The sequence below is a fragment of the Neobacillus rhizophilus genome (genome assembly GCF_018343535.1).
GTDB lineage: Bacteria > Bacillota > Bacilli > Bacillales > Cytobacillaceae > Neobacillus > Neobacillus rhizophilus.
On record NZ_JAGYPF010000001.1, the window covers coordinates 1085554 to 1107388 of the forward strand.

Here is a 21835-nt window from a genome sequence, read left to right on the forward strand (position 1 = left end):
AAAGAACCCCCAGAAAATCTGGGGGTCCAAGCAAGTATCTACCTGCTTCCTTTTATATAATGTGTTCCAACTGCCTTTGGGGCATCGGCGCGGCCGATGAATCCAGTTAAGGCTAGAATAGTTAAAACGTATGGAGCAATTAACAAATACACGTTTGGTATTTCTTTTAAGAATGGCAAGCTTGAACCGATGATACTAATACTTTGTGCGAATCCAAAGAAAATAGCTGCTCCAAGTGCTCCAAGCGGATGCCATTTTCCGAAAATCATGGCCGCCAGCGCCATGAAGCCCTGTCCGCTGATGGTAGCATGACTGAAATTAGAAGTTATGGACTGTGCATAGACAGCTCCGCCGATTCCGCCAAGTGCTCCAGAAAGCATTACACCTAAATAACGCATTTTAGTTACATTGATTCCCATTGTATCTGCCGCCATTGGATGCTCTCCGACGGAACGAAGACGAAGGCCGAACGGTGTTTTATAAACAATATACCAAGCAATAATGGCAACGATAATCGCTACAAAGGATGTCCAATAGGTATTTTGGAAAAAGATTTCCCCAATAACTGGAATGTCTTTTAAAACAGGCACATCAATTTTGCTGAAGCCCTTGGAAATAATCCCTGTTTCACCTTTGCCATAAATTTGTTTAACAAGGAACATTGTTAAACCAACTGCAAGTAAGTTAATAGCTACACCGGAAACGGTGTGATCGGCTCGAAAAGTGATGGACGCTACTGCATGCAATAGCGAGAAAATGGCACCGGCGACCATCGCTACTAAGATGGCAATCCAAGGGGTTGCATTTCCGAATGTATCAAAAAATGTTAAGTTAAACACGATGGAAGTAAATGCCCCAATAACCATTAATCCTTCGAGACCGATGTTTACGACACCGGAACGCTCTGAGAAAATACCGCCTAACGCAGTGAAGATAAGTGGAGCAGCCCATAAAAGTGTAGATGGAACAACAATTGTTAAAATGTCCATTAAGCTCACTTACTTCACCCCCTTCTTACCGATTCGATCAAGAAATGCTCTGATTATATAGCTGGATGCAACAAAGAAAACAATAAGTGCGATAATAATATCAACGAGTTCATTTGGCACACCCGCTTCAAGCGGCATGTTTAAAGCCCCTACTTTTAAGGCGCCGAATAAAATCGCTGAGAAGAATACCCCTAATGCCGTGTTAGAACCAAGCAAGGCAATCGCGATACCGTCAAACCCTACACCGGTAAATCCGCCTTTAACGGCCGCATATCCGAAGGTTCCGAGTCCCTCCATTGCACCTGCCAAACCAGCAAAAGCACCGGAAATTACCATGGAAAGAATGATATTTCTATTTACATTCATCCCAGCGTAGTGCGCTGCATGCTGGTTAAAACCCACTGCCCGCAGTTCGAATCCTCTTGTTGTTTTTTCTAATAAGAACCACATGATAAAACAGCAGGCAATTGCAAGGATAATCCCCCAGTGAAGACGGGAATAATCTGTCAGGCTTTGGAGCCATTCTGAACGCAGGCTTGCAGATTCATGAATCATTTCTGTCTTATCACCGCTCTTAGCAGCTAAAACATTTCTTATAATATAGTTAGTCACATGCAAAGCAACATAGTTCAACATAATGGTGACAATAACTTCATGGACGCGAAAACGCGCCTTCAAAAAGCCAGGGATAAAGGCCCACAGGGCACCTGCAACAATAGCTGCCAAGATGGCAAGCGGCAGATGAATGACTTTTGGAAGGTCAAAAGCAACCCCTACCCAGACCGATGCCAGCCAACCGACAATAAATTGTCCCTCTACCCCGATGTTAAATAGACCCACACGGAAAGCAAACGCTACCGCCAACCCCGCCAAAATATACGGTGTAAACTGGCGAATAACTTCCCCAACATAGTAAACTTCCCCAAAAGCACCGTTCCAAAGTGCTGTATAAGCGGCAACCGGGTCATATCCGCTGATTAACATAATAATGGTTCCTACGATAATTCCTAATAACACCGAAATGATTGGTGTTAAGATACCTGTTAAGCGCTTAGACATTTGCACCCGCTTCCTTTCTATTCGATCCTGCCATTAACAATCCAAGTTCTTGTTCGTCTGTCTCTTTTGGATTGACAACAGCAACGATCTTCCCCTCATAAATAACAGCAATTCGGTCGCTGACATTCATAATCTCATCTAATTCAAAAGAAACAAGCAAGACGGCCTTGCCATGATCGCGCTGCTCAATGAGGCGTTTGTGGATAAATTCAATGGCACCCACATCCAAGCCACGTGTCGGCTGAGCGGCAATCAACAAATCAGGATTCCTGTCCACTTCACGGCCGATGATTGCCTTTTGCTGGTTACCTCCAGAAAGAGCGCGCGCCAACGTATATTCACTTGGTGTACGTACGTCAAATTCACTGATTAATTTTCTTGCCTTATTATAAATTTCCTTAAAATTCAATACTCCGCTTTTAGAAAAAGGCTTCTGATAATAGGTTTGCAAAACCATATTTTCGGCAATTGGATAATTTAACACAAGTCCATGTTTATGACGGTCCTGTGGAATATGGCCTACCCCTGATTCTGTAATTTTTCTAGGGGCATGGTTAATTAATTCTTTTCCATTCAGTTGAATGCTGCCGTTATCTGATTTGCGTAGTCCTGTAAGCGCTTCAATTAGTTCTGACTGTCCGTTTCCATCTACACCAGCAATTCCAACAATTTCACCGGCCCGAACTGTTAAATCCAAACTATTAACAACCGTGACACCACGTGAATCCTTCACCGTTAAATCTTTAACCACTAACACTTCTTGCTTTGGTTCGGCAGGCTTCTTTTCTGTTTTAAAGACAACCTCCCGTCCAACCATCAAGCTAGCCAGTTCATTTGGATTGGTTTCACTGACATTGACCGTACCAATTCCCTTACCTTTACGGATAACAGTACAGCGGTCGGCGACCTCCATTATCTCTTTTAACTTATGGGTAATCAGAATAATAGATTTACCCTCTTTAATAAGAGTTTTCATAATTTGAATTAACTCTTTAATTTCTTGTGGAGTCAACACGGCAGTCGGTTCGTCGAAAATTAAAATCTCCGCTCCTCGGTATAACGTTTTTAATATTTCTACCCTTTGCTGCATACCTACAGAGATATCGGATATTTTAGCCTGTGGATCAACAGCTAATCCGTACTGTTCGGAAATTTGCCGGACTTCCTGTTCTGCCTTTTTAATGTCAATCCGGCCAGCAGATGTAATCTCTCTGCCAAGGATAATGTTTTCAGTTACTGTAAATGTGTCCACTAACATAAAGTGCTGATGGACCATTCCGATTCCAAGGTCATTAGCGACGTTAGGATCGGTAATTTTAACAGACTTTCCTTTTACTCTAATTTCTCCTGCTTCCGGTTGATACAAACCAAAAAGCACGTTCATCAAAGTTGATTTACCTGCTCCGTTTTCGCCAAGCAAGGCATGAATTTCTCCCTTTTTCAATTGGAGAGTAATGTTATCATTAGCAACAAAGCTGCCGAATTCTTTTCGAATATTAAGCATCTCAATTACATATTCCATTTATTCTCACTCCCTGTAATAAAGGTGATGGAAATTTCGACCAATAAAAGTAAGAGGTCAGACCTTTCCAAGATTTAAAAAACAGGGATATCTCCCCATTAAAACCTTAATTGAAAGGCAGAAAATCATTTCTGCACTTCAATTAAGATTTCATTAAGAAGGAATAAGCGGATTATCTCGATAATATCCGCTTATTCCCTGTTAGTAGTTTTATTTTGCACTAAAGTTTTTCAATTCATCACGAGTTTGAGGAACTTTTAAGTCACCGGATTTGATTTTTTCAATATATTCTTTAACCGCTTTATCAATCGCATCTTTGTTTGGAGCCTTTGCGTTAATTGGTGCCAAACCTACGCCATCTTCATGTAAACCGTATAATACCACTTCGCCGCCAGGGAAGTTGCCATCCATTGACTTTTTGGACAAGTCTTGAACTGCTACGTCAACACGCTTTAATGCAGATGTTAAGACAACGTCTGGTCCCATGTCAGCTTGGTCACGGTCAACCCCGATCGCCCAGAAGTCTTTGCTTGGTTCTTTCGCTTTACGGTCAACTGCTTCTTTGAACAGACCGTTACCAGTAGCACCAGCTGCGTGGAAGACAACGTCTGCACCAGAAGAGTACATTTTGGATGCAATAGATTGCCCTAATTCTGCCTTGTCAAATGCACCAGAATATTGAACGTCAACCTGTACTTCTGGTTTAGCAGCTTTTACACCAGCAAGGAAGCCTGATTCAAAGCGTTCGATAACTGGAATTTCCATACCACCGATAAAACCGATATGGTTTGTTTTTGTTGTTAAAGCAGCCGCTACACCCGCAAGGAATGCTGCTTCCTGCTCTTTAAAAAGGATACTTGCTACGTTTGGCTGTTTTACTTCAGCGTCAACGATTGCAAAATGATGGTCTTTTTGTTGTTTTGCAATTTCTTCAACGGCTGCCTGCATTAAGAAGCCGATTCCATATACTAAGTCAAAATCTTGGCGAGCAAGAGTATTTAAGTTTGTTGCATAGTCAGCATCTGATTTAGACTGAAGGTAAGAATAACCGCCTTTTCCTTCTTTCATGCCGTTATCTTTACCGAACTTTTGAAGACCTTCCCACGCTGATTGGTTAAAGGATTTGTCATCTACACCGCCGACGTCAGTAACCATTGCTACAGAGAATGCTTTTCCTTTTTCTCCGCCTTTTGATGTTTCAGTTCCTTTGTTGTCATCACTTTTTCCACAAGCACCTAATAGTGTTCCAGCAGCAAGAACAAGTGATAGCGCCATTCCAACTTTACGCTTTTTCAAGGTATTTTCCCCCTAAGAATGTTGTTTGTTAGTAGAAATGTTAAAGCATGGACTGATTACGTTTTCATTGCCAATTAAAAAAAATTAAACACGTTTTCTTAGAACATGAAAACTAAATTTGTCCGCTTTAAAATAGTTTACTGAAAAAAGGACAGGTTCATCCATTTCATCGAAATGCATCTGTTTTAAAACCAACAATGCAGTTTCGGGATCACATTCCAATATTGGGGAAATTTTCTCATGATAGCCAATTGGCTCGATTTGGGCAACCGCATATGTAATCCTTCTGTTGGCCTCTTCTACCAAAATGTTGAAGATTGATTCTTCACCATGTAAAAAGGTTTCCGGCAGTATATGTGATGGGACCTTGTCAATGCAATAAACGACCGGTTCCCCATTTGCGGTTCTTACTCTCTCAATCACGACCATTTCCTCATCAGCGGAACATGAGAAACGACGTATATCCTCTTCCGTTGGGCTTTGAGTTGATGACTTTAAGAAAATGGTTCCTGGTTTCATGCCAGCCTGTTTAATCATGTCAGTAACACTGCTAAGCTGTTCAATCCCTGATGTGAACAATGGCTTTGCGTTAACAAACGTACCAACCCCATGGCGCCTGATAATCACATTTTCCTCTTCAAGAATCCTTAGAGCTTCTCGAAGTGTAGCCCTGCTAATACCAAGCTGCTTGGCAAGATCGAATTCCGATGGCAGTTTTTCTTTTTCTTTGTATATCCCGTCATCAATATCCTGCTTAAGCCGATCGATTACTTGTAAATATAAATGCCGGTTATCTGACTTGATGGACATGCTGCTTTCCTCCAGCCTTTTCCTTAGACATCAGACCTCTGATATCATTCCTACTAATCGCAATAATCTTATCATGTTTTCTGTGAGAAATAAATAGAAATTCATAATTTTGTCGAAAAAAGACGAAATCATAAAAATCATTATTCACCACTATTACTATCTTATCAATTCCCGATAAAAATAGAATAAAAAAAGAGTCCTAAGACTCTTTTTTATGAGCTTTTTTCTTCGTTTGGCTTAGTAATTAAGACCGCCCTAGGTTTGCTTCCTTCATATGGCCCTACCACTCCGCGGAGCTCCATTTCGTCAATCAGTCTTGCTGCTCTTGTATAGCCAATCCGGAAGCGGCGCTGCAGCATTGATACAGATGCTGTTTGCATATCAACAATCAATTCAACTGCCTCGTCATATAATTCGTCTTCAACCTCGCCAGTAGCCTCTGGAATATCATCAGGGATCATTTCCTCCTGATATTGGGCCTTTTGCTGGGAGATAACAAATTCAACCGTGTCCTCTACTTCTTGATCGGAGAGGAAGGCGCCTTGGACGCGGACGGGTTTTGTGGCACCGACCGGCATAAAAAGCATGTCCCCTCTGCCAAGAAGCTTTTCCGCCCCGCCCATATCGAGGATCGTGCGTGAGTCTGTTCCGCTTGATACTGCGAATGCGATCCGTGAAGGAATATTTGCCTTGATGACCCCGGTGATGACATCGACCGAAGGGCGCTGGGTCGCAATAATAAGATGAATCCCGGCCGCACGGGCCATCTGCGCTAGACGAGTGATGGAATCCTCTACATCTGAAGAGGCAACCATCATTAAATCGGCTAGCTCGTCCACTATAACGACAATATACGGTAATAACGGCTGCTTATCATCTTCTTCAAGATTATGTTTTCTAACATGGTCGTTATAGCCTTCAATATTCCTTGTTCCGGTGTGAGAAAATAATTCATATCTTCTTTCCATCTCGCTGACCACTTTTTTCAAGGCCTGGGAGGCCTTTTTGGGTTCTGTCACAACTGGCGCAAGCAGATGGGGTATCCCGTTATATACATTAAGCTCGACCATTTTTGGATCTATCATCATTAATTTCACTTCATGAGGCTTGGCCCTCATCAGAATGCTGGTAATAATACCATTGATGCAGACACTTTTACCGCTTCCTGTCGCTCCAGCTACAAGCAGATGGGGCATTTTATTAAGTTCAGCCATTACTGCTTCGCCGGTAATATCCCTGCCGAGACCTATCATCAACTTGGCATCCGGCTTGTCATTTTGGGTTGCCTCCAATACCTCTCTCAGTGAAACCATGGCAATTTCCGAATTTGGCACCTCTATTCCAATCGCTGATTTTCCGGGAATAGGGGCTTCCATTCGAATATCCTTCGCTGCCAGTGCTAATGCCAAATCATCGCTGAGACTGACGATTTTGCTGACTTTTACACCGACATCAGGATGAACCTCATATTTTGTGACCGCAGGCCCTAGGTGAACCTGAGTGACGCGTGCTTTGACCCCGAAGCTTTGAAAGGTTCTTTCCAGTTTAGCTGCATTCTTGTTGATTAGCTCATATTCACCGCTTTGATCGGTTTTCTTTGGAAGTTTCAGAAGCCTGAGCGGCGGCAATTCATAGGCGGCATTTTCCACTTCAGCAAATGAGATAGGTGGAGTAATATCTTCCTCCGGTTCCTCTTGCTTGCTCCTTCTGCTCTTTGCCGGCTCTCGCTGCGGTCTTTCCCTAGGCAGCTCCTCCTGATATGCCCGGTCCGCAAAATTGGAGATTAACGGTTCCGGGATGACAGCTTCGTCCGTAGCCGCCCGTGGTCCGGGAACATTTACGGCAGTCTCCTGAGTCCGCCTGTTTTCTTGGGCCTGCCTTCTTTGATTGCTACGCTCGGTCCGCCTTTCCTGCTGTTTCTCTTTCCATTCGGCTACATCCGTTTTAAAGGCTTGCCACTGGGTTTTTGAAAAGCCAAAAACCCCCATCAAAATTTTTGCTACGAAATCGCCAAATGATTTGCCGGTTAATAAAATAAACCCTACTAAAATAAAAATAAAGGCAATGATTTTTGTACCGGTTTCTGCAAATAAATAATGAAACAGAGCAAACAATATGGCCCCAAGGATTCCTCCACCGAGATCATGTGTACTGGTTTCCCCCCGGACCTCCATCATGAATAACTCCCATGTATTGTTGATGACACTGGGGTTCTTAAATTTCCCATTATTGCTCAGCAAATCAAACAATGTAACGTGACTCAATAGAAGAATAGCTGAAACAATAAAATAACTGCCTACAAGTTTAATATGAAAGAAAAATGGAATCTCCCTTTTCCACATTAAATAAATACTCAGTATAACCAGCCCCAGTAAACTAAGCATATACCATTCACCCATCCAAAAACGGAAGAACAGGACGGTTGCTCTGCCGACTGCCCCAAGCTTTGCAATTGAAATAATCGCTAATGCTAGGATTGCCAGTGCCGATAATTCATATTGGACCGTCCGTTTTAACTGGGTATCTCGTCTTTTCGGTTGTCGTTTCTTTTTTTTGGCCATTCAATCACCTTTATATTATTGATTTTATTCTAATGATGCCTCGACTTTTTTGTGATAAAGGCAGAAAAGCAGCCTTATTTTGGCTGCTCTTGTCTCTTTACCCTTATTATACCATAATGCGTTAATAGTTTTCCTTTATCCTTATAGATTAGAAAAAGAAATTTTTGCACCAGGGCAAATCTGATCATTCAAAAAATGCTGCGGATCACTACTTAATACTCGAATGACTTGATAATTTTGCTGGTCTGTTTGCTCGACCAATAAAGGGATGCCCTGGTAGGAAATCGTTTGCTGATTTTTGAAGGCATCTGCATCATAAGGGAATATTAGCTCCTGCGGCATCATCGTATATAAAATCATTGAATCAGTCCCTTATTTTCATCCTTTTTTAACTCAATCAATTCATTCAGTTTCTTCATCGCATGGCCGAGGCCCCCTACTTCGTCTATCAACCCATATTTCACAGCTTCTTCACCAATCACGTTTGTTCCAATATCTCTCGTTAAATTCCCTTTAGCAAACATTAATTCTTTAAAGGTTTCTTCCGGTATTTTTGAATGCTTGGTTACGAAACTAACAACCCGCTCCTGCATTTTGTCCAGATATTCAAAGGTTGCAGGGACACCGATGACCAGTCCTGTCAAGCGGATTGGATGGATTGTCATCGTTGCTGTTTCTGCAATAAAGCTGTACGTGCAGGAAACAGCGATCGGAACTCCAATTGAATGGCCGCCGCCAAGAACAATCGAAACGGTTGGTTTCGATAAAGTGGCCAGCATTTCCGAAATGGCGAGTCCCGCCTCAACATCACCGCCTACCGTATTTAAGATAATCAATAATCCTTCAATATTCGGGTTTTGTTCAATCGCTACAAGCTGAGGAATAATATGTTCATATTTCGTCGTTTTGTTTTGCGGTGGAAGCGCCATATGCCCCTCAATTTGTCCCACGATTGTCAAACAGTGAATTTTTGAATCGGCGGATAATTGCGGGACATTCGTTTGACCTAGTTGCTGTATTTTTTCTATTAACGGAGAAGCAGATTTTTCCTCTTTTTGCGGCTCAGCGCCTCCTGGATTCTCCGCATCATTTCTAATAAAATTGTTATTCATCCCAATACTCCCTTCAAGCATGATATCTTTTAGTATTTGCCTATGAAATAAATTCATGCTTGAAAAATAAACATCAAAAAGGGCCTTTCCCCCGCTGCGTGGATCTTAAGCAGCGGGGGCAGGCCCCTATAAGTTTATACTTCCATTATAATAGGCAGAATCATCGGCCGTCTTTTTGTCTTTTCAAAGAGGTAGCGATTTAGTTCATCTCTAATTTCCTGCTTTAAGCTGGACCATTCAAAGCTTTCCTTGGCAATATTTCTTTCAACGATATCACGGACTAATTTAGTGGAGTCATCCATTAACTTTTCAGACTCCCGGACATAAACAAATCCCCTTGAGATAATTTCTGGTCCGGCGGCAATTTTCTTTTCCTGCTTTGTCAGGGTGACGACAACTATTAATATGCCATCCTGAGACAATAATTTACGGTCCCGCAACACAATGTTCCCTACATCGCCTACGCCAATTCCATCAATCAGAACATTTCCGGATGGCACTTTACCTGTAATGGCAATCTTCCCATCCTTCCACTCCACCACGTCACCGCGATCAGGAATGGAAATCTGCTCATCGCGAAGACCGCATTCCATTGCAATTTTCCGATGGGCTTTCAACATCCGGTATTCGCCGTGAACAGGAATAAAGAATTTAGGCTTCATTAGGTTAATCATAAATTTTAATTCTTCTTGGCTGCCATGGCTTGAAACATGGATGGGTCGTTTTCCGGAAACAACATTAGCGCCCGCTCTAAACAGCATATCAATTGTTTTAAATAAAAATACTTCGCTGCCCTTTAGCGGCGAGGCTGCTATCAAGACAGTATCACCGGGCTGGATATTGATTAGCTTGTGTGTCTGCTTGGCCATTTTTTGCAGAGCCTCAATAGGTTCACCCTGGCTCCCAGTCATCAAGACGGCAATTTCCTTGTCTTGATAATTCTTAATCTCATCAATAGATATGATTAAATCATCCGCCACCTCTAAATAACCTAAATCCATGGCGATGTGGTAAATTCGTTCAAGACTTTTTCCAACTACTGCGACTTTACGGTTGTTCTCCTTGGCAGCATTAAAAATATGCTGAATTCTATTAATATCAGATGCAAAGCAGGCAGCAATAATCCGCCCCGGTGCATTGTAAAACGCGTTCGACAATTCGCGCTCGACAATCGCTTCAGACGTTGTATAACCCGGCTTTTCAGCTTCGGTACTGTCTGACAGCAAGCATAATACACCTTGTTCACCGATGGCTGCCATTTTTCCAATCTCCGGCCTATAAAGCCTGGTGGCTGCCTGATCAAATTTAAAGTCGCCCGTGTAAACAATGATTCCTTCTGAAGTGTGGATACAAACCCCAACTGAATCTGGAATACTATGATTTGTTCTGAAGAAGCTTACTTGGACAGTATCTAAATCGAGAACCATATTGGAATCTATTTCGATAAAGTTAGCTTTTCCATTAAAGTCCTGCTCCTTTAATTTGGCTCCTGCCAGTGCAAGTGTCAGTTTCATTCCGTAGACAGGCACATTGATCTGCCGAAGTATATAGGAAAGCGCTCCAATATGATCCTCGTGGCCATGCGTTAAAAATATTGCTTTAACCCGGTCCTTATTCTCCTTTAAGTAGGTAATATCAGGTATAACCATGTCAATGCCCAGCATTTCTTCCTCGGGGAACATTAGCCCAGCATCAATGACGAATATGTCCTTGTCCACTTCCACCAAATACATATTCTTTCCGATTTCCCCTATTCCACCAAGTCCAATAATCTTGATGGATTGATTTTTTTTCTTTATCAAATCCTTTTCCTCCTAAACCTAAGTTGCTCCGATCGAAATCAGTTAGGTTTATTATACTTGAAATCGGAAAACCTTTACAATGGTAAAAAAGGAAAAAACCAACCGAGCTTTTGGCGGTTGGTTTCTTCGCATTTATTTCTCATTTAAAATTTCAATCAAATTAGCACGTTCCTGCTCTGTTAATCCCACTAGCGGCAATCTGACGGATCCAACATCCAAGCCTTTGATTTGCAGGGCTGTTTTCACAGGTGCTGGACTTGGTGCAGCAAATAATCCCTGCATCATCGGGAGCAGACGCTGATGTAATTTGGCTGCCAGTTGATTTTCTCCGTCAAAAAATGCTTTTACCATCTCTTGTAATTCATTGCCAATGACATGAGAGGCAACTGAAACAACCCCTGCGCCCCCGATGGACAGCACAGGCAGCGTGACTGCGTCATCGCCGCTGTATAATGCAAAGTCATCATCGGTATTAGCAATTATGTGCGTCATGGCATTTAAATCTCCACTCGCTTCTTTCACAGCCACAATATTTGGTATTTTTGACAAGCGGATAATCGTATCTGGGTGAATTGTCACGACCGACCTGCTCGGGATATTGTAGACCATTACCGGAAGGGTAGTTGATTCGGCAATTGCTTTAAAATGCTGGTATAGACCCTCTTGATTCGGTTTATTGTAATACGGTGCGACCAGCATAATAGCGTCCACACCGACCTGCTCCGCTTTTTTTGTCATCTCGATTGATGCGTACGTATTATTGCTGCCTGTTCCGGCAATAACAGGGATTCGCTTATTTACGGCTTTCACAACATGGCTGAATAATGCCAGTTTTTCTTCTTTCGATAAGGTTGGTGATTCACCTGTTGTACCTGCCACAACAAGTGAATCTGTACCATTATCAATTAAATAATTAATTAGCTTCGTGGTTTTGCCAAAGTCAATATGCCCTTTCTTATCAAAAGGCGTTACCATTGCAGTGGATACTCGCCCGAAATGAACCATTTTATTACTCCTTTCGAAACTTTCGCTCCCCAAATCTGGTGCTTCCAACTTCCTATTCAAAAGGTTTTCTTAAAAATCCAAGCTATTTAATTCTAGTGATTCATCTTCAAGGTGAAAGGCACTATGCAAGGCGTTTACTGATTTTACTAAATCCTCCTGCTTGACAAGGACCCAGATCGTCGTATGGCTGTCTGCCGATTGCAGAATCCGGATTCCTTGATTTGAAAGGGCAGTTACAATTTTTGAAGTAACCCCCGGCACTCCTGCGATCCCGGCACCCACTACGGAAACCTTGGCACAATGACGTTCAACCTCTGGCTCGTGTCCCAATTCATTTAGTACCCGGATTGCTTTATCTGTCATTTCTTCTGTAACCGTATATACAACTCCACTTGGAGAAATGTTGATAAAATCCACACTAATCTTCTCATTTGCCATCGCTTTAAATACTTCTGCCTGCAGGTAGTACTGTTCCTTTTTGGCAAAAACCTTTATTTGCGAAACGTTCGAAACATGGGCAATTCCCGTTACCAACCGTTCCTTGATGTCACTGCCGCGATTATTTTTATTTAAAGTAGTCACTAATGTTCCCTCGGATTCTGAATAAGTGGAACGAATCCGAATCGGAACCTTTGCTTGCATTGCGATTTCAACTGCCCTAGGGTGAATGACCTTTGCTCCCTGATAGGCCATATTACAAACCTCTGTATAGGTAACAACCGATAATGGCCGGGCATTTTCGGCAATGCGCGGGTCAGCAGTCATAATTCCTTCTACATCGGTAAAAATATCAATCCATTCAGCATTAAGTGCTGCTCCCAAGGCAGCAGCGGATGTATCGCTGCCGCCGCGGCCAATCGTCGTCACATCGCCATTTTTTGCTGCTCCTTGGAATCCGGCAACCACGACGACATCATGGCTTTCCAGTTCCCTAAGCAAGCGGTCGCACTTCATCTCGACAATTTTGGCATTGGTATGGTCGTTATTGGTTCTAAACCCTGCTTGAGCCCCAGTTAATCCCGTTGCATTAATACCGCTCTCAAGCAGCATATTCGTAAACACAATGCTAGAGATTACTTCTCCACAGGATAGCAATAAATCATGCTCACGTTTAGAAATGTTACTTGTATTGCCGCCAATCAGGGACAGTAACGTGTCAGTTGCATAAGGATCGCCCTTTCTTCCCATCGCGGATACGACAACGACTACTTTATAGCCTTCAGCCAATGCTTTTTCGATATGTCCCTGTGCATATTTCCTGCTAGTTTCATCTTTGACGGAGGTTCCGCCAAATTTTTGAACAATGATTTTCATGGTAAACACCAAAACCTGCCTTCTCTATTTTACAAGCCCTAATTCCACTAATCTTTGCGCAATTTGTACGGAGTTCCATGCTGCTCCTTTAAGAAGATTGTCGGAAACAACCCACATGTGGAATCCTTTTGGTTCATCAAGGTCGTTTCTAATTCTTCCTACAAAGACATCATTCTTTCCAACACAGTCAGCCGGCATTGGATAAACTTGGTTTTCCGGGTCGTCCTGCAAAATTACTCCAGGTGCATCCTTAAGAAGCGCTTTGATGTCAGCGGCGCTTACATTATCTTCTTCGATTTCAAAATAAACAGATTCTGAATGTCCCACAGCTACAGGCAGGCGGACACAAGTTGCAGAAACCTGAAGCTCCGGAAGATGCATGATCTTTTTGGTTTCATTAATCATTTTCATTTCTTCATAGGTATAGCCATTTTCCTGGAATTTATCAATTTGCGGAATCGCATTAAAAGCAATCTGATAGTGTTTTTTATCAGATTTCACAGGTAAAATTTGTGGTTCATACGATTCTTCATTTAAAATTGCCTTTGTCTGTTGAAGAAGTTCTTCCACCGCTGCAGCACCTGAGCCAGAAACAGCTTGGTAGGTGGAAACAATAATTTTTTTCAAGCCAAACTTTTGACGGATTGGTTCTAAAGCAACCACCATCTGGATGGTAGAACAGTTTGGATTAGCAATGATTCCATTATGTTCAAATAAGTCTTTTTCATTAACTTCTGGAACAACTAAAGGAATATCGGTGTCCATACGGAATGCACTGGTGTTATCAACGCAAACTGCACCGCGTTTTGCTGCCTCAGGAGCTAATTTTTTGGAGACGCTTCCACCCGCACTGAACAATGCGATATCTACACCCTCAAAGCTCTCTGGCTTTGCTTCTTGCACTGTATATTCACTGCCATTTATATCGACCTTTTTTCCTGCCGAACGAGCGGAGGAAAGCAGGGTTAACTCTCTAATTGGAAAATTTTCTTTCATTAAAGTTTGGATCATTTGTTGGCCAACAGCGCCTGTTGCTCCGACAACTGCGACGTGAAATCCATTTTGATGACTCATTCTAGTTCCCCTTCCTATTCACTGGCCGGTTATTCCTTAAGTTTAAGTTATTTTGCTGCCAGTATAGTAATATTTTTATGAATTGTTTTCATCAGCGGATTAACTTATTAACCCACTGATGAAAGATTAATTTATTTTATCATATTATTTGAAAGAAATAACCTTTTTTAATGAAGGGAAAGGAATTTAGTCCTCATCTTTGTATCTTTCAACCAATACCGGCTGAATCTGTCTACCTTCCATTGCTGCTTCCACTGTTTCCGGAAGCATTGTCATTCTCGCGACCATCGAATTTGGTTTATTAATAGGGTCATCCTGTCCGTAAGGAATAAAGAAAATGTTTTTAGTGGCCATCAGTCTCATCAAGTTTACCCCATTTAACCCTAAAGCGTCATTCGTGGAAATACCTAAGACAACCGGCTTTAGATTTCGAAGCGTTGCTTTTGCCGCCATTAAAACAGGGCTGTCATTCAAGGCATTTGCAAACTTGCTCATCGATACTCCAGTTAAAGGAGCAATTACCATACAATCGAGCGGCATTTTCGGTCCTAACGGTTCTGCCTTTACAATGGAATCAATTAGGTTATTGCCAGTTAAATCGACAATTCGCTGGACCCAATCTTCGCCTTTTCCAAAGCGGGTATCGGTATTTTTAACCGTAAAGGTTACAATCGGAACCACCTCTGCGCCAGCCTGCACCAGTTTTTCAATTTCCGGAAAAACAGCGTCATACGTACAATGTGAACCCGTTAATCCAAAACCAATTCTTTTACCTTTTAAACTCATTTTCCATTCCCCTTTCGATCTGGTTCTGTCTCTGAAAGCAGCTGGGATAGGACATCTGCTAAAATTTGCCCCGCTGTTTTGGGAGCGACAATTCCAGGCAGGCTGGGTGCAAGGAGGGCTTTGATTCCTCTCTTTTCTGCGTAACGAAAATCGGTTCCTCCCGGTTTTGAGGCAATGTCGATTACTATGGTATGTGCGGGTAGTTTGGCAATTACTGCTGCATTAACAATTGGCAGCGGAATTGTATTGATTAAAATGTCTGTACCCGACACTTCCTTTTCGATATTGCTTAATTGAAACGGTGTCAGTGCCATTTCCGTAATTCTAGCAAGATGCTCACTTTTTCTTGCCCCGACTTTTACTTTTGCCCCTAATGCATGGAACGCCCTTGCAATACTCATACCGCACCGTCCCAATCCTAAGACAGTTACATTAGAACCATGAATCGTAAAGTCAGTATGCTGGATGGCCATCATAAGCGTTCCTTCAACAGTAGGAATCGAATTATAAATGGCTACATCGTCTCTTGAAAACAACTGGACTAGTTTTTTGCTTGTTTGCTCAACAATCCCGTTTAAATAGGAATTGCTGATTCCTGAATAAATGGTACAATGCTCAGGAGTTTTCGAAAGAATATCCTCTGTTAAGACCACTTTCTCGTTGGAGAAAATCGTCTCTACTTGACCTTCTAAATTTGTGCCAGCAACTGGCAGAATAATGGCATCGATATTCGAAAAGTCAACCTCGGAAATTTTCTCCTTGACTGCACCGGTAAAGGCGTGGTCAAGCTGTTCAAATCCAATCAATGCTAGTTTAGCATCTAATTCCGTTAACTTTCGGATAATTTCCAGCTGCCTGGCATCTCCACCAATAACGGCTATCTGCATCCCTGTCAGCATGAAAACATTCACCTTCTTTTTTTAAAGAATCCATTCAATTTTCCTTTGTTCTTTATCACTTCCCCATCTTATGTAAGAAAGTTTCAATCGGTGAGTTTTCCACGCGGGAATATGCAAAAAAGCCCAAGCAAATTAAATTGCTTGGGCTTCAGGCTGTCTTTTTTCTACTTATTAAATGTTATTAATATAGAGGCTTTAAATAGGTCTGTTGATTTCCGCTCCAGGAGCTTCGCTTTCCGCGGGCGTGCCGGGGAGCCTCCTCGGCGCTAAAGCGCCTGCGGGGTCTCCCCAGCCCCGTACTCCCGCAGGAGTCTTCGCTCCTTCTCTCCAATCAACAGGTTTTCAATTAGGACATTTAACTCACAATAAATAATATAAATAAGTGGTGAAATAAATGTTTCAGCAAAAAAAGTATAGCTAAAGTGAATAATTTCCTTTTTATAGATGAATTAGTACCACGCGAAAAATCGCTACTCGACTGCAGACTGCCAAAATATGAAAAAGATTGCAACACACTTAGAAACGATGCAAAATGTGTGTTGCAATCCTTTAGGTTGATTTGGATACCCTGATGATTGGAGCGGAGGGCACTCGACTCCTGCGGGAAATAGAGGTCACTGGAGACCTCGCAGGCGCAAAAAGCGCCGAGGAGGCTTCAGGACCTCCCCGCGGAAAGCGAGTGCCCGGAGCGGAAATCATCAGGCCCATTAGCAGGGACCATCAATATTAATCTTCTTCCGGAACATCGATGATGATCATATCTGATCCAATCTTTTTAATGTGCTGCCAGGGTACTCTTATTTCATCCCCTTGCTTTCTCAATCCAAACCATTTGACGGAAGGGATTAAGAGCGCCTGGATCTGACCTGTGTTTTCATTTATTTCTAGATCAGTTTGGCCCAAGACACCAAGTCGCTCTGCTTTTTTTACATCGACAATTTCTTTTCCGCTTAATTCACTCAACCTCATATAAGCCGCCCCCTATTCCTCACTTACTATATATTTATAGAGGGAAGTCCTTATTTAGAATAAAGAAAAAAACAGTTCACCGAGGCAAACTGTTTATTTCTTTAATTATACTAAATTGGTTGGGAATTCTCCGTCAGGGCTGATTAACGATACGGAATACTTATCGGTAAATACATCCCTTGCCATTTTGTCTACGCTTTCTTTTGTCACTGCATCAATTTGTTCAATGATTTCATCAAGCGAGCGGTGGCGTTTTAAAAGAAGTTCATTTTTTCCGTTCCGGCTCATCCGGCTGTTCGTGCTTTCCAGACTCAACATAAGACTGCCCTTCAGCTGTTCCTTGCTGTTCGTTAATTCCTTTTCCGTTATACCTGTTTGTTTTAATTTATCAAGCGTTTCCTGAACAGTATCAAACAATACATTTAATTGCTTTGCCCCGGTACCGCCGTAAATAGTCACAATGCCGCTGTCTTGATAAGCAGAATGATAGGAAAAAACGGAATAAGCTAATCCTCTTTGCTCACGTACCTCTTGAAATAATCTGGAGCTCATGCTTCCACCCAAAATATTATTCAAGGTAATTAAGCTATAAATATCTTCATGACCAACCTTTAATCCTTTAAACCCGATACAAAGGTGCGCCTGTTCAGTTTCCTTTTTCCGTGAGATCCGGTTGGCATGGAAAACAGGAACATTTTCTTGTACTGTTCTGCTTCCGCCTTGGTAGGAGCCAAAGTAGGCTTCCACTTCTTGAATGAAGCTTTCTGGAACATTACCTGCAATCGAAATCACAACATTCTCAGGTGTGTATCTTTCATGGATATATTCCTTTAACGAATTGCCTGTAAAAGCGTTCAATGTTTCTTCTGTACCAAGAATTGGATAGCCAAGCGGATGGTCTTCATAAACAGCCCTGCTCAGCAAATCATGGACAATATCATCAGGTGTATCTTCATACATCTTTATTTCTTCTAAAACCACATTTTTTTCTTTCTTTAATTCCTCTTCCACAAAGGTAGAGTTAAAGAACATATCTGCCAATACGTCTAAAGCAAACTTTGAATGGGTATCAAGTACCTTAGCGTAATAGCATGTGTATTCCTTTGAGGTAAACGCATTTACCTGACCGCCAATGCTGTCAAAGGATTCCGCAATTTCTTTGGCAGTTTTGGTAGTGGTTCCTTTAAAAAACATATGTTCGAGGAAATGGGAAATCCCGTTTGTCTCAGGATTTTCATCTCTTGATCCCGTTCCAATCCAGATACCAATGGCAACGGACCTTACGGTAGGGATTTGTTCTAATACAATTCTTACTCCATTTTGGCACGTGTATTTGTTAATCATCGACTTCCTCCTGTCTATAAACAGCAGATGCTACTTCCCAATTGTTAATTATACCTATAATCACTATATTCTCCAACTTTTAGGTATTTCTTCCCTCAATTTATTTTATGACCCTTTCCTCGCTCATTAATTCAGAAACCGTCCCAATCTGTAAATTCTTTTGTTCGATTAAGGTAATTAATCGATCTAAAGATTTCGCCGTCGATTCAGTTGGATGCATAAGGATTAACGAACCATTGCTAACCTTGCCCATAACCCTATTAATCAAGGCGTCTGGAGATGGCTTTCTCCAGTCCACTGTATCTACCGTCCACATGACTGTTTTCATGTTTAATTCGTCAGCGATTTTGACTGTTTCGTCGCGATAACTGCCGCTCGGAGGAGCAAACCATTCTGTCTTTTTATCAGTTACCGCTTCGATAATTTCATTGGTTTTCACCATTTGTTCTCTGGTCTGGGCAGCTGTAAGCTTTGCCATATCCGGGTGGGAATATGAATGGTTTCCTACCTCATGCCCGGCACTGATAATCATTTTGGCCAACTCAGGATTCTTTTTTGCCCAGTTGCCTTCTAGAAAAAAACTTGCCGATACGTTATGATTTTTTAACGTTGCCAGCATATCTGATAAATATTCATTTCCCCATGCAACATTAATGATAAAGCTGACCATCGGTTTATCGGGATGCCCCTTATAAATAGGTGAGGGCGGCAGATCCTTAAGCTGCACTTTAGGCTTCACTTGTTTAAAGACAAGCTTCTTCTCATCAAAAGTGCCTTTCTTTTTCATATTTTGATAAGAAGCAGCTAGGTCAACTACAAGGCCATTGTATCCCGGTATCGCCTTCCAAACCGGATCGATTTTCGCATCTGAAGGTGGTTTCTCATATTCAGGCGCATTTTTTACAATGCTTTGGTATAAGGAATCCGTCTCCTTTACTGCTGGAAGTGCTGATCCCTTTAAGGCGGAAACATAATTATGTACAATTGGACTATTTACAATCAGGAAAGCAGCAAGCACAATTACCGCGATAATTATCTTTTTTTTCATTCTTCCTCTTCCCCCTTCTATACAGATTATGACGAGCAGGGACAAGGTAGAACGATGATAAAGCAGGCCAATAGAAAAAGAAAAAGTCAGGAGCGGCCTCCTGACTTTTTGAACGATTATTGATTTTGTTCAGCTTTTTCCTTCTGTTCCTTAAGGACAGCTTTACGTGATAAATTAACGCGGCCTTGTTTATCAATTTCGGTCACTTTCACTAAAATTTCGTCGCCGATTTTCACGACATCTTCCACTTTTCCTACCCGCTCTTCGGCCAGTTCAGAAATATGGACTAAGCCGTCTTTACCAGCAAAGATTTCGACGAAAGCACCGAATTTTTCAATCCGTTTTACTTTACCAAGATACAATTGCCCGACCACAACTTCACGGACAATATCTTCGATAATTTGCTTTGCTTTTTGATTCATTTCTGAGTCAGCTGAAGCAATGAAAATGGTTCCATCCTGCTCGATGTCAATCTTAACCCCAGTTTCTTCAATAATTTTGTTAATTTGCTTCCCACTAGGTCCAATAACATCGCGGATCTTATCCGGATTAATCGCCATCGTCAGAATTTTTGGCGCAAAACGTGAAAGTTCAAGTCTTGGTTCAGCAAGCGTAGCAAGCATGGAATCAAGGATTTGCATTCTTCCGACCTTGGCCTGCTGCAATGCTTCCTCTAAAATCTCACGGGAAAGACCCTCAATTTTAATGTCCATTTGCAGAGCGGTAACACCTTTTGCTGTACCGGCTACTTTAAAGTCCATATCACCAAGATGGTCTTCCATCCCTTGAATGTCCGTTAAAACGGTATAATGTTCACCAGATTTCACAAGACCCATAGCGATACCGGCAACAGGTGCTTTAATCGGTACACCGGCATCCATCATGGCTAATGTACTGGCACAAATACTTGCCTGTGAGGTAGAACCATTTGATTCAAGAACCTCGGATACTAAGCGGATTGTATATGGAAAATCCTTTTCATTTGGAACTACCGGTTCGAGGGCACGTTCCCCTAAAGCACCGTGACCGATTTCGCGGCGGCCTGGCCCGCGGATTGGTCCCGTTTCCCCAACGCTGAAGGAAGGGAAATTGTAATGGTGCATAAAGCGTTTTTCTTCTTCAATCCCAAGACCATCAAGAATTTGCACATCCCCCATTGCACCAAGGGTACAAATGCTTAACGCTTGGGTTTGTCCTCTTGTAAATAACCCCGAACCATGGGTACGCGGCAGGATCCCTACTTGGGATGATAAAGGACGAATCTCATCAATCTTTCGGCCGTCTGGACGGACTTTTTCAACCGTGATTAAGCGGCGGACTTCACCTTTGACCATCTTGTCCAAAATTTGTTTAACCTGTTTTCGCTCATCATCGGCAACTTCCTGCTCATCGAAATGAGCCAATACTCGATTTTTCACATCAGTGATGGCAGCTTCTCTAGCATGCTTCTCTTGAACCTGAATGGCACTGATCATGTCTGTTTCACACATTTCTCGTACCTTTGCTTCAAGCTCCTTGTCGAGCTCATACAGGTTTATCTGCCTTTTTTCTTTGCCGATTTCAGCAACGATTTTCTCTTGGAATTCAATTAACCGCTTGATTTCTTCATGACCAAACATGATTGCCTCGAGCATGATTTCTTCAGGTACCTCATCGGCCCCTGCTTCAACCATGTTAATAGCATCCTTTGTACCGGCAACCGTTAGATGGATGTCACTCTTTTCAGCCTGCTCCACCGTTGGATTGATCACGAATTCATTATTTACGCGGCCGACTACGACGCCGGCAATCGGGCCCTCAAACGGGATATCCGATACCGATAAAGCAAGTGATGACCCGAACATAGCGGCCATTTCTGAAGAACAATCCTGATCCACACTCATGACAATGCTGATGACTTGAACTTCATTTCGGAAACCATCGGCGAAAAGCGGGCGGATTGGCCGGTCAATCAAACGGCTTGCCAAGATGGCTTTTTCACTTGGACGTCCTTCCCGCTTGATAAAGCCACCAGGAATTTTTCCGACTGCATATAATCTTTCCTCATAATTCACTGTTAATGGAAAAAAGTCCAAGTTTTTAGGTTCTTTAGACGCTGTAGCCGTACTTAGAACGGCTGTGTCTCCATAACGGACCAAGGCTGCACCATTTGCCTGCTTGGCAAGCTGGCCAATTTCAACCGTCAGTTTACGGCCGGCCCATTCCATGGAATACTCATGTTTTTGCTGATCCATATTTTTACCCC

The 21835-nt window shown here is 42.3% G+C and carries 18 protein-coding genes; all 18 read right to left on the bottom strand.

Features of this window, described 5'->3' with window-relative positions:
- Positions 1-38: 38 nt before the first annotated feature.
- A complete protein-coding gene (locus KHA99_RS05030; protein ID WP_213116303.1) occupies positions 39-998 on the bottom strand; it encodes an ABC transporter permease in 960 nt (319 codons plus the stop codon).
- Positions 999-2048 carry an ABC transporter permease gene (locus KHA99_RS05035; protein ID WP_213116304.1) on the bottom strand — a complete coding sequence of 350 codons (1050 nt, stop codon included), beginning with the start codon at positions 2046-2048 and terminating at the stop codon, positions 999-1001.
- Positions 2041-3570 (bottom strand): ABC transporter ATP-binding protein, encoded by a 1530-nt coding sequence (locus KHA99_RS05040; RefSeq protein WP_213116305.1) that lies wholly within the window; start codon positions 3568-3570, stop codon positions 2041-2043. Before KHA99_RS05040 ends, KHA99_RS05035 begins: the two co-directional genes overlap by 8 nt.
- Before the next feature lie 210 nt (positions 3571-3780).
- The gene (locus KHA99_RS05045) at positions 3781-4866 is read right to left on the bottom strand and encodes a BMP family lipoprotein (RefSeq protein WP_213116306.1); all 1086 of its coding nucleotides are present in this window, start codon (positions 4864-4866) and stop codon (positions 3781-3783) included.
- 84 nt (positions 4867-4950) lie between these two features.
- A complete protein-coding gene (locus KHA99_RS05050; RefSeq protein WP_213116307.1) occupies positions 4951-5676 on the bottom strand; it encodes a GntR family transcriptional regulator in 726 nt (241 codons plus the stop codon).
- A 212-nt stretch (positions 5677-5888) separates the two neighbouring features.
- Positions 5889-8237, bottom strand: coding sequence for an FtsK/SpoIIIE family DNA translocase (locus KHA99_RS05055; RefSeq protein ID WP_213116308.1), 2349 nt, complete (start codon positions 8235-8237; stop codon positions 5889-5891).
- Positions 8238-8378: 141 nt separating this feature from the next.
- Positions 8379-8597, bottom strand: coding sequence for a YlzJ-like family protein (locus tag KHA99_RS05060; RefSeq protein ID WP_213116309.1), 219 nt, complete (start codon positions 8595-8597; stop codon positions 8379-8381).
- Positions 8594-9349, bottom strand: a complete 756-nt coding sequence (locus tag KHA99_RS05065) for a ClpP family protease (protein ID WP_213116310.1) — start codon at positions 9347-9349, stop codon at positions 8594-8596. The genes KHA99_RS05060 and KHA99_RS05065 overlap by 4 nt, the downstream gene beginning before the upstream one ends.
- Positions 9350-9483: 134 nt before the next feature.
- Positions 9484-11151, bottom strand: a complete 1668-nt coding sequence (locus tag KHA99_RS05070; RefSeq protein WP_249366430.1) for a ribonuclease J — start codon at positions 11149-11151, stop codon at positions 9484-9486.
- Positions 11152-11283: 132 nt separating this feature from the next.
- Positions 11284-12156, bottom strand: a complete 873-nt coding sequence (gene dapA / locus KHA99_RS05075) for a 4-hydroxy-tetrahydrodipicolinate synthase (protein ID WP_213116311.1) — start codon at positions 12154-12156, stop codon at positions 11284-11286.
- A 69-nt stretch (positions 12157-12225) separates the two neighbouring features.
- Positions 12226-13470 (bottom strand): aspartate kinase, encoded by a 1245-nt coding sequence (gene dapG / locus KHA99_RS05080; RefSeq protein ID WP_213116912.1) that lies wholly within the window; start codon positions 13468-13470, stop codon positions 12226-12228.
- A 24-nt stretch (positions 13471-13494) separates the two neighbouring features.
- Entirely contained in the window at positions 13495-14544 is a 1050-nt protein-coding gene (gene asd, locus KHA99_RS05085) for an aspartate-semialdehyde dehydrogenase (RefSeq protein ID WP_213116312.1), read from the bottom strand.
- 186 nt (positions 14545-14730) lie between these two features.
- Entirely contained in the window at positions 14731-15330 is a 600-nt protein-coding gene (gene dpaB / locus KHA99_RS05090; protein ID WP_213116313.1) for a dipicolinate synthase subunit B, read from the bottom strand.
- Complete coding sequence (gene dpaA, locus KHA99_RS05095; protein ID WP_213116314.1) at positions 15327-16229, bottom strand: dipicolinic acid synthetase subunit A; 903 nt, start codon at positions 16227-16229, stop codon at positions 15327-15329. The genes dpaB and dpaA overlap by 4 nt, the downstream gene beginning before the upstream one ends.
- 726 nt (positions 16230-16955) lie before the next feature.
- Positions 16956-17198, bottom strand: coding sequence for a YlmC/YmxH family sporulation protein (locus KHA99_RS05100; protein ID WP_213116315.1), 243 nt, complete (start codon positions 17196-17198; stop codon positions 16956-16958).
- Between the two features lie 105 nt (positions 17199-17303).
- Positions 17304-18542 (bottom strand): M16 family metallopeptidase, encoded by a 1239-nt coding sequence (locus KHA99_RS05105; protein ID WP_213116316.1) that lies wholly within the window; start codon positions 18540-18542, stop codon positions 17304-17306.
- 100 nt (positions 18543-18642) lie between these two features.
- Complete coding sequence (locus KHA99_RS05110; protein ID WP_213116317.1) at positions 18643-19590, bottom strand: polysaccharide deacetylase family protein; 948 nt, start codon at positions 19588-19590, stop codon at positions 18643-18645.
- Positions 19591-19706: 116 nt separating this feature from the next.
- Positions 19707-21824 (bottom strand): polyribonucleotide nucleotidyltransferase, encoded by a 2118-nt coding sequence (gene pnp / locus KHA99_RS05115; protein ID WP_213116318.1) that lies wholly within the window; start codon positions 21822-21824, stop codon positions 19707-19709.
- Positions 21825-21835: the final 11 nt, after the last annotated feature.

Bases quoted from the DNA above. Each gene is read 5' to 3' on its own strand.
- KHA99_RS05050 (WP_213116307.1), bottom strand. From the start codon at position 5,676: ATGTCCATCAAGTCAGATAACCGGCATTTATATTTACAAGTAATCGAT.
- dpaB (WP_213116313.1), bottom strand. From the start codon at position 15,330: ATGAGTTTAAAAGGTAAAAGAATTGGTTTTGGATTAACGGGTTCACAT.
- KHA99_RS05060 (WP_213116309.1), bottom strand. From the start codon at position 8,597: ATGATTTTATATACGATGATGCCGCAGGAGCTAATATTCCCTTATGAT.
- KHA99_RS05040 (WP_213116305.1), bottom strand. From the start codon at position 3,570: ATGGAATATGTAATTGAGATGCTTAATATTCGAAAAGAATTCGGCAGC.
- KHA99_RS05105 (WP_213116316.1), bottom strand. From the start codon at position 18,542: ATGATTAACAAATACACGTGCCAAAATGGAGTAAGAATTGTATTAGAA.
- KHA99_RS05110 (WP_213116317.1), bottom strand. From the start codon at position 19,590: ATGAAAAAAAAGATAATTATCGCGGTAATTGTGCTTGCTGCTTTCCTG.
- dapG (WP_213116912.1), bottom strand. From the start codon at position 13,470: ATGAAAATCATTGTTCAAAAATTTGGCGGAACCTCCGTCAAAGATGAA.
- KHA99_RS05035 (WP_213116304.1), bottom strand. From the start codon at position 2,048: ATGTCTAAGCGCTTAACAGGTATCTTAACACCAATCATTTCGGTGTTA.
- pnp (WP_213116318.1), bottom strand. From the start codon at position 21,824: ATGGATCAGCAAAAACATGAGTATTCCATGGAATGGGCCGGCCGTAAA.
- dpaA (WP_213116314.1), bottom strand. From the start codon at position 16,229: ATGCTGACAGGGATGCAGATAGCCGTTATTGGTGGAGATGCCAGGCAG.
- dapA (WP_213116311.1), bottom strand. From the start codon at position 12,156: ATGGTTCATTTCGGGCGAGTATCCACTGCAATGGTAACGCCTTTTGAT.
- asd (WP_213116312.1), bottom strand. From the start codon at position 14,544: ATGAGTCATCAAAATGGATTTCACGTCGCAGTTGTCGGAGCAACAGGC.
- KHA99_RS05100 (WP_213116315.1), bottom strand. From the start codon at position 17,198: ATGAGGTTGAGTGAATTAAGCGGAAAAGAAATTGTCGATGTAAAAAAA.
- KHA99_RS05065 (WP_213116310.1), bottom strand. From the start codon at position 9,349: ATGAATAACAATTTTATTAGAAATGATGCGGAGAATCCAGGAGGCGCT.
- KHA99_RS05055 (WP_213116308.1), bottom strand. From the start codon at position 8,237: ATGGCCAAAAAAAAGAAACGACAACCGAAAAGACGAGATACCCAGTTA.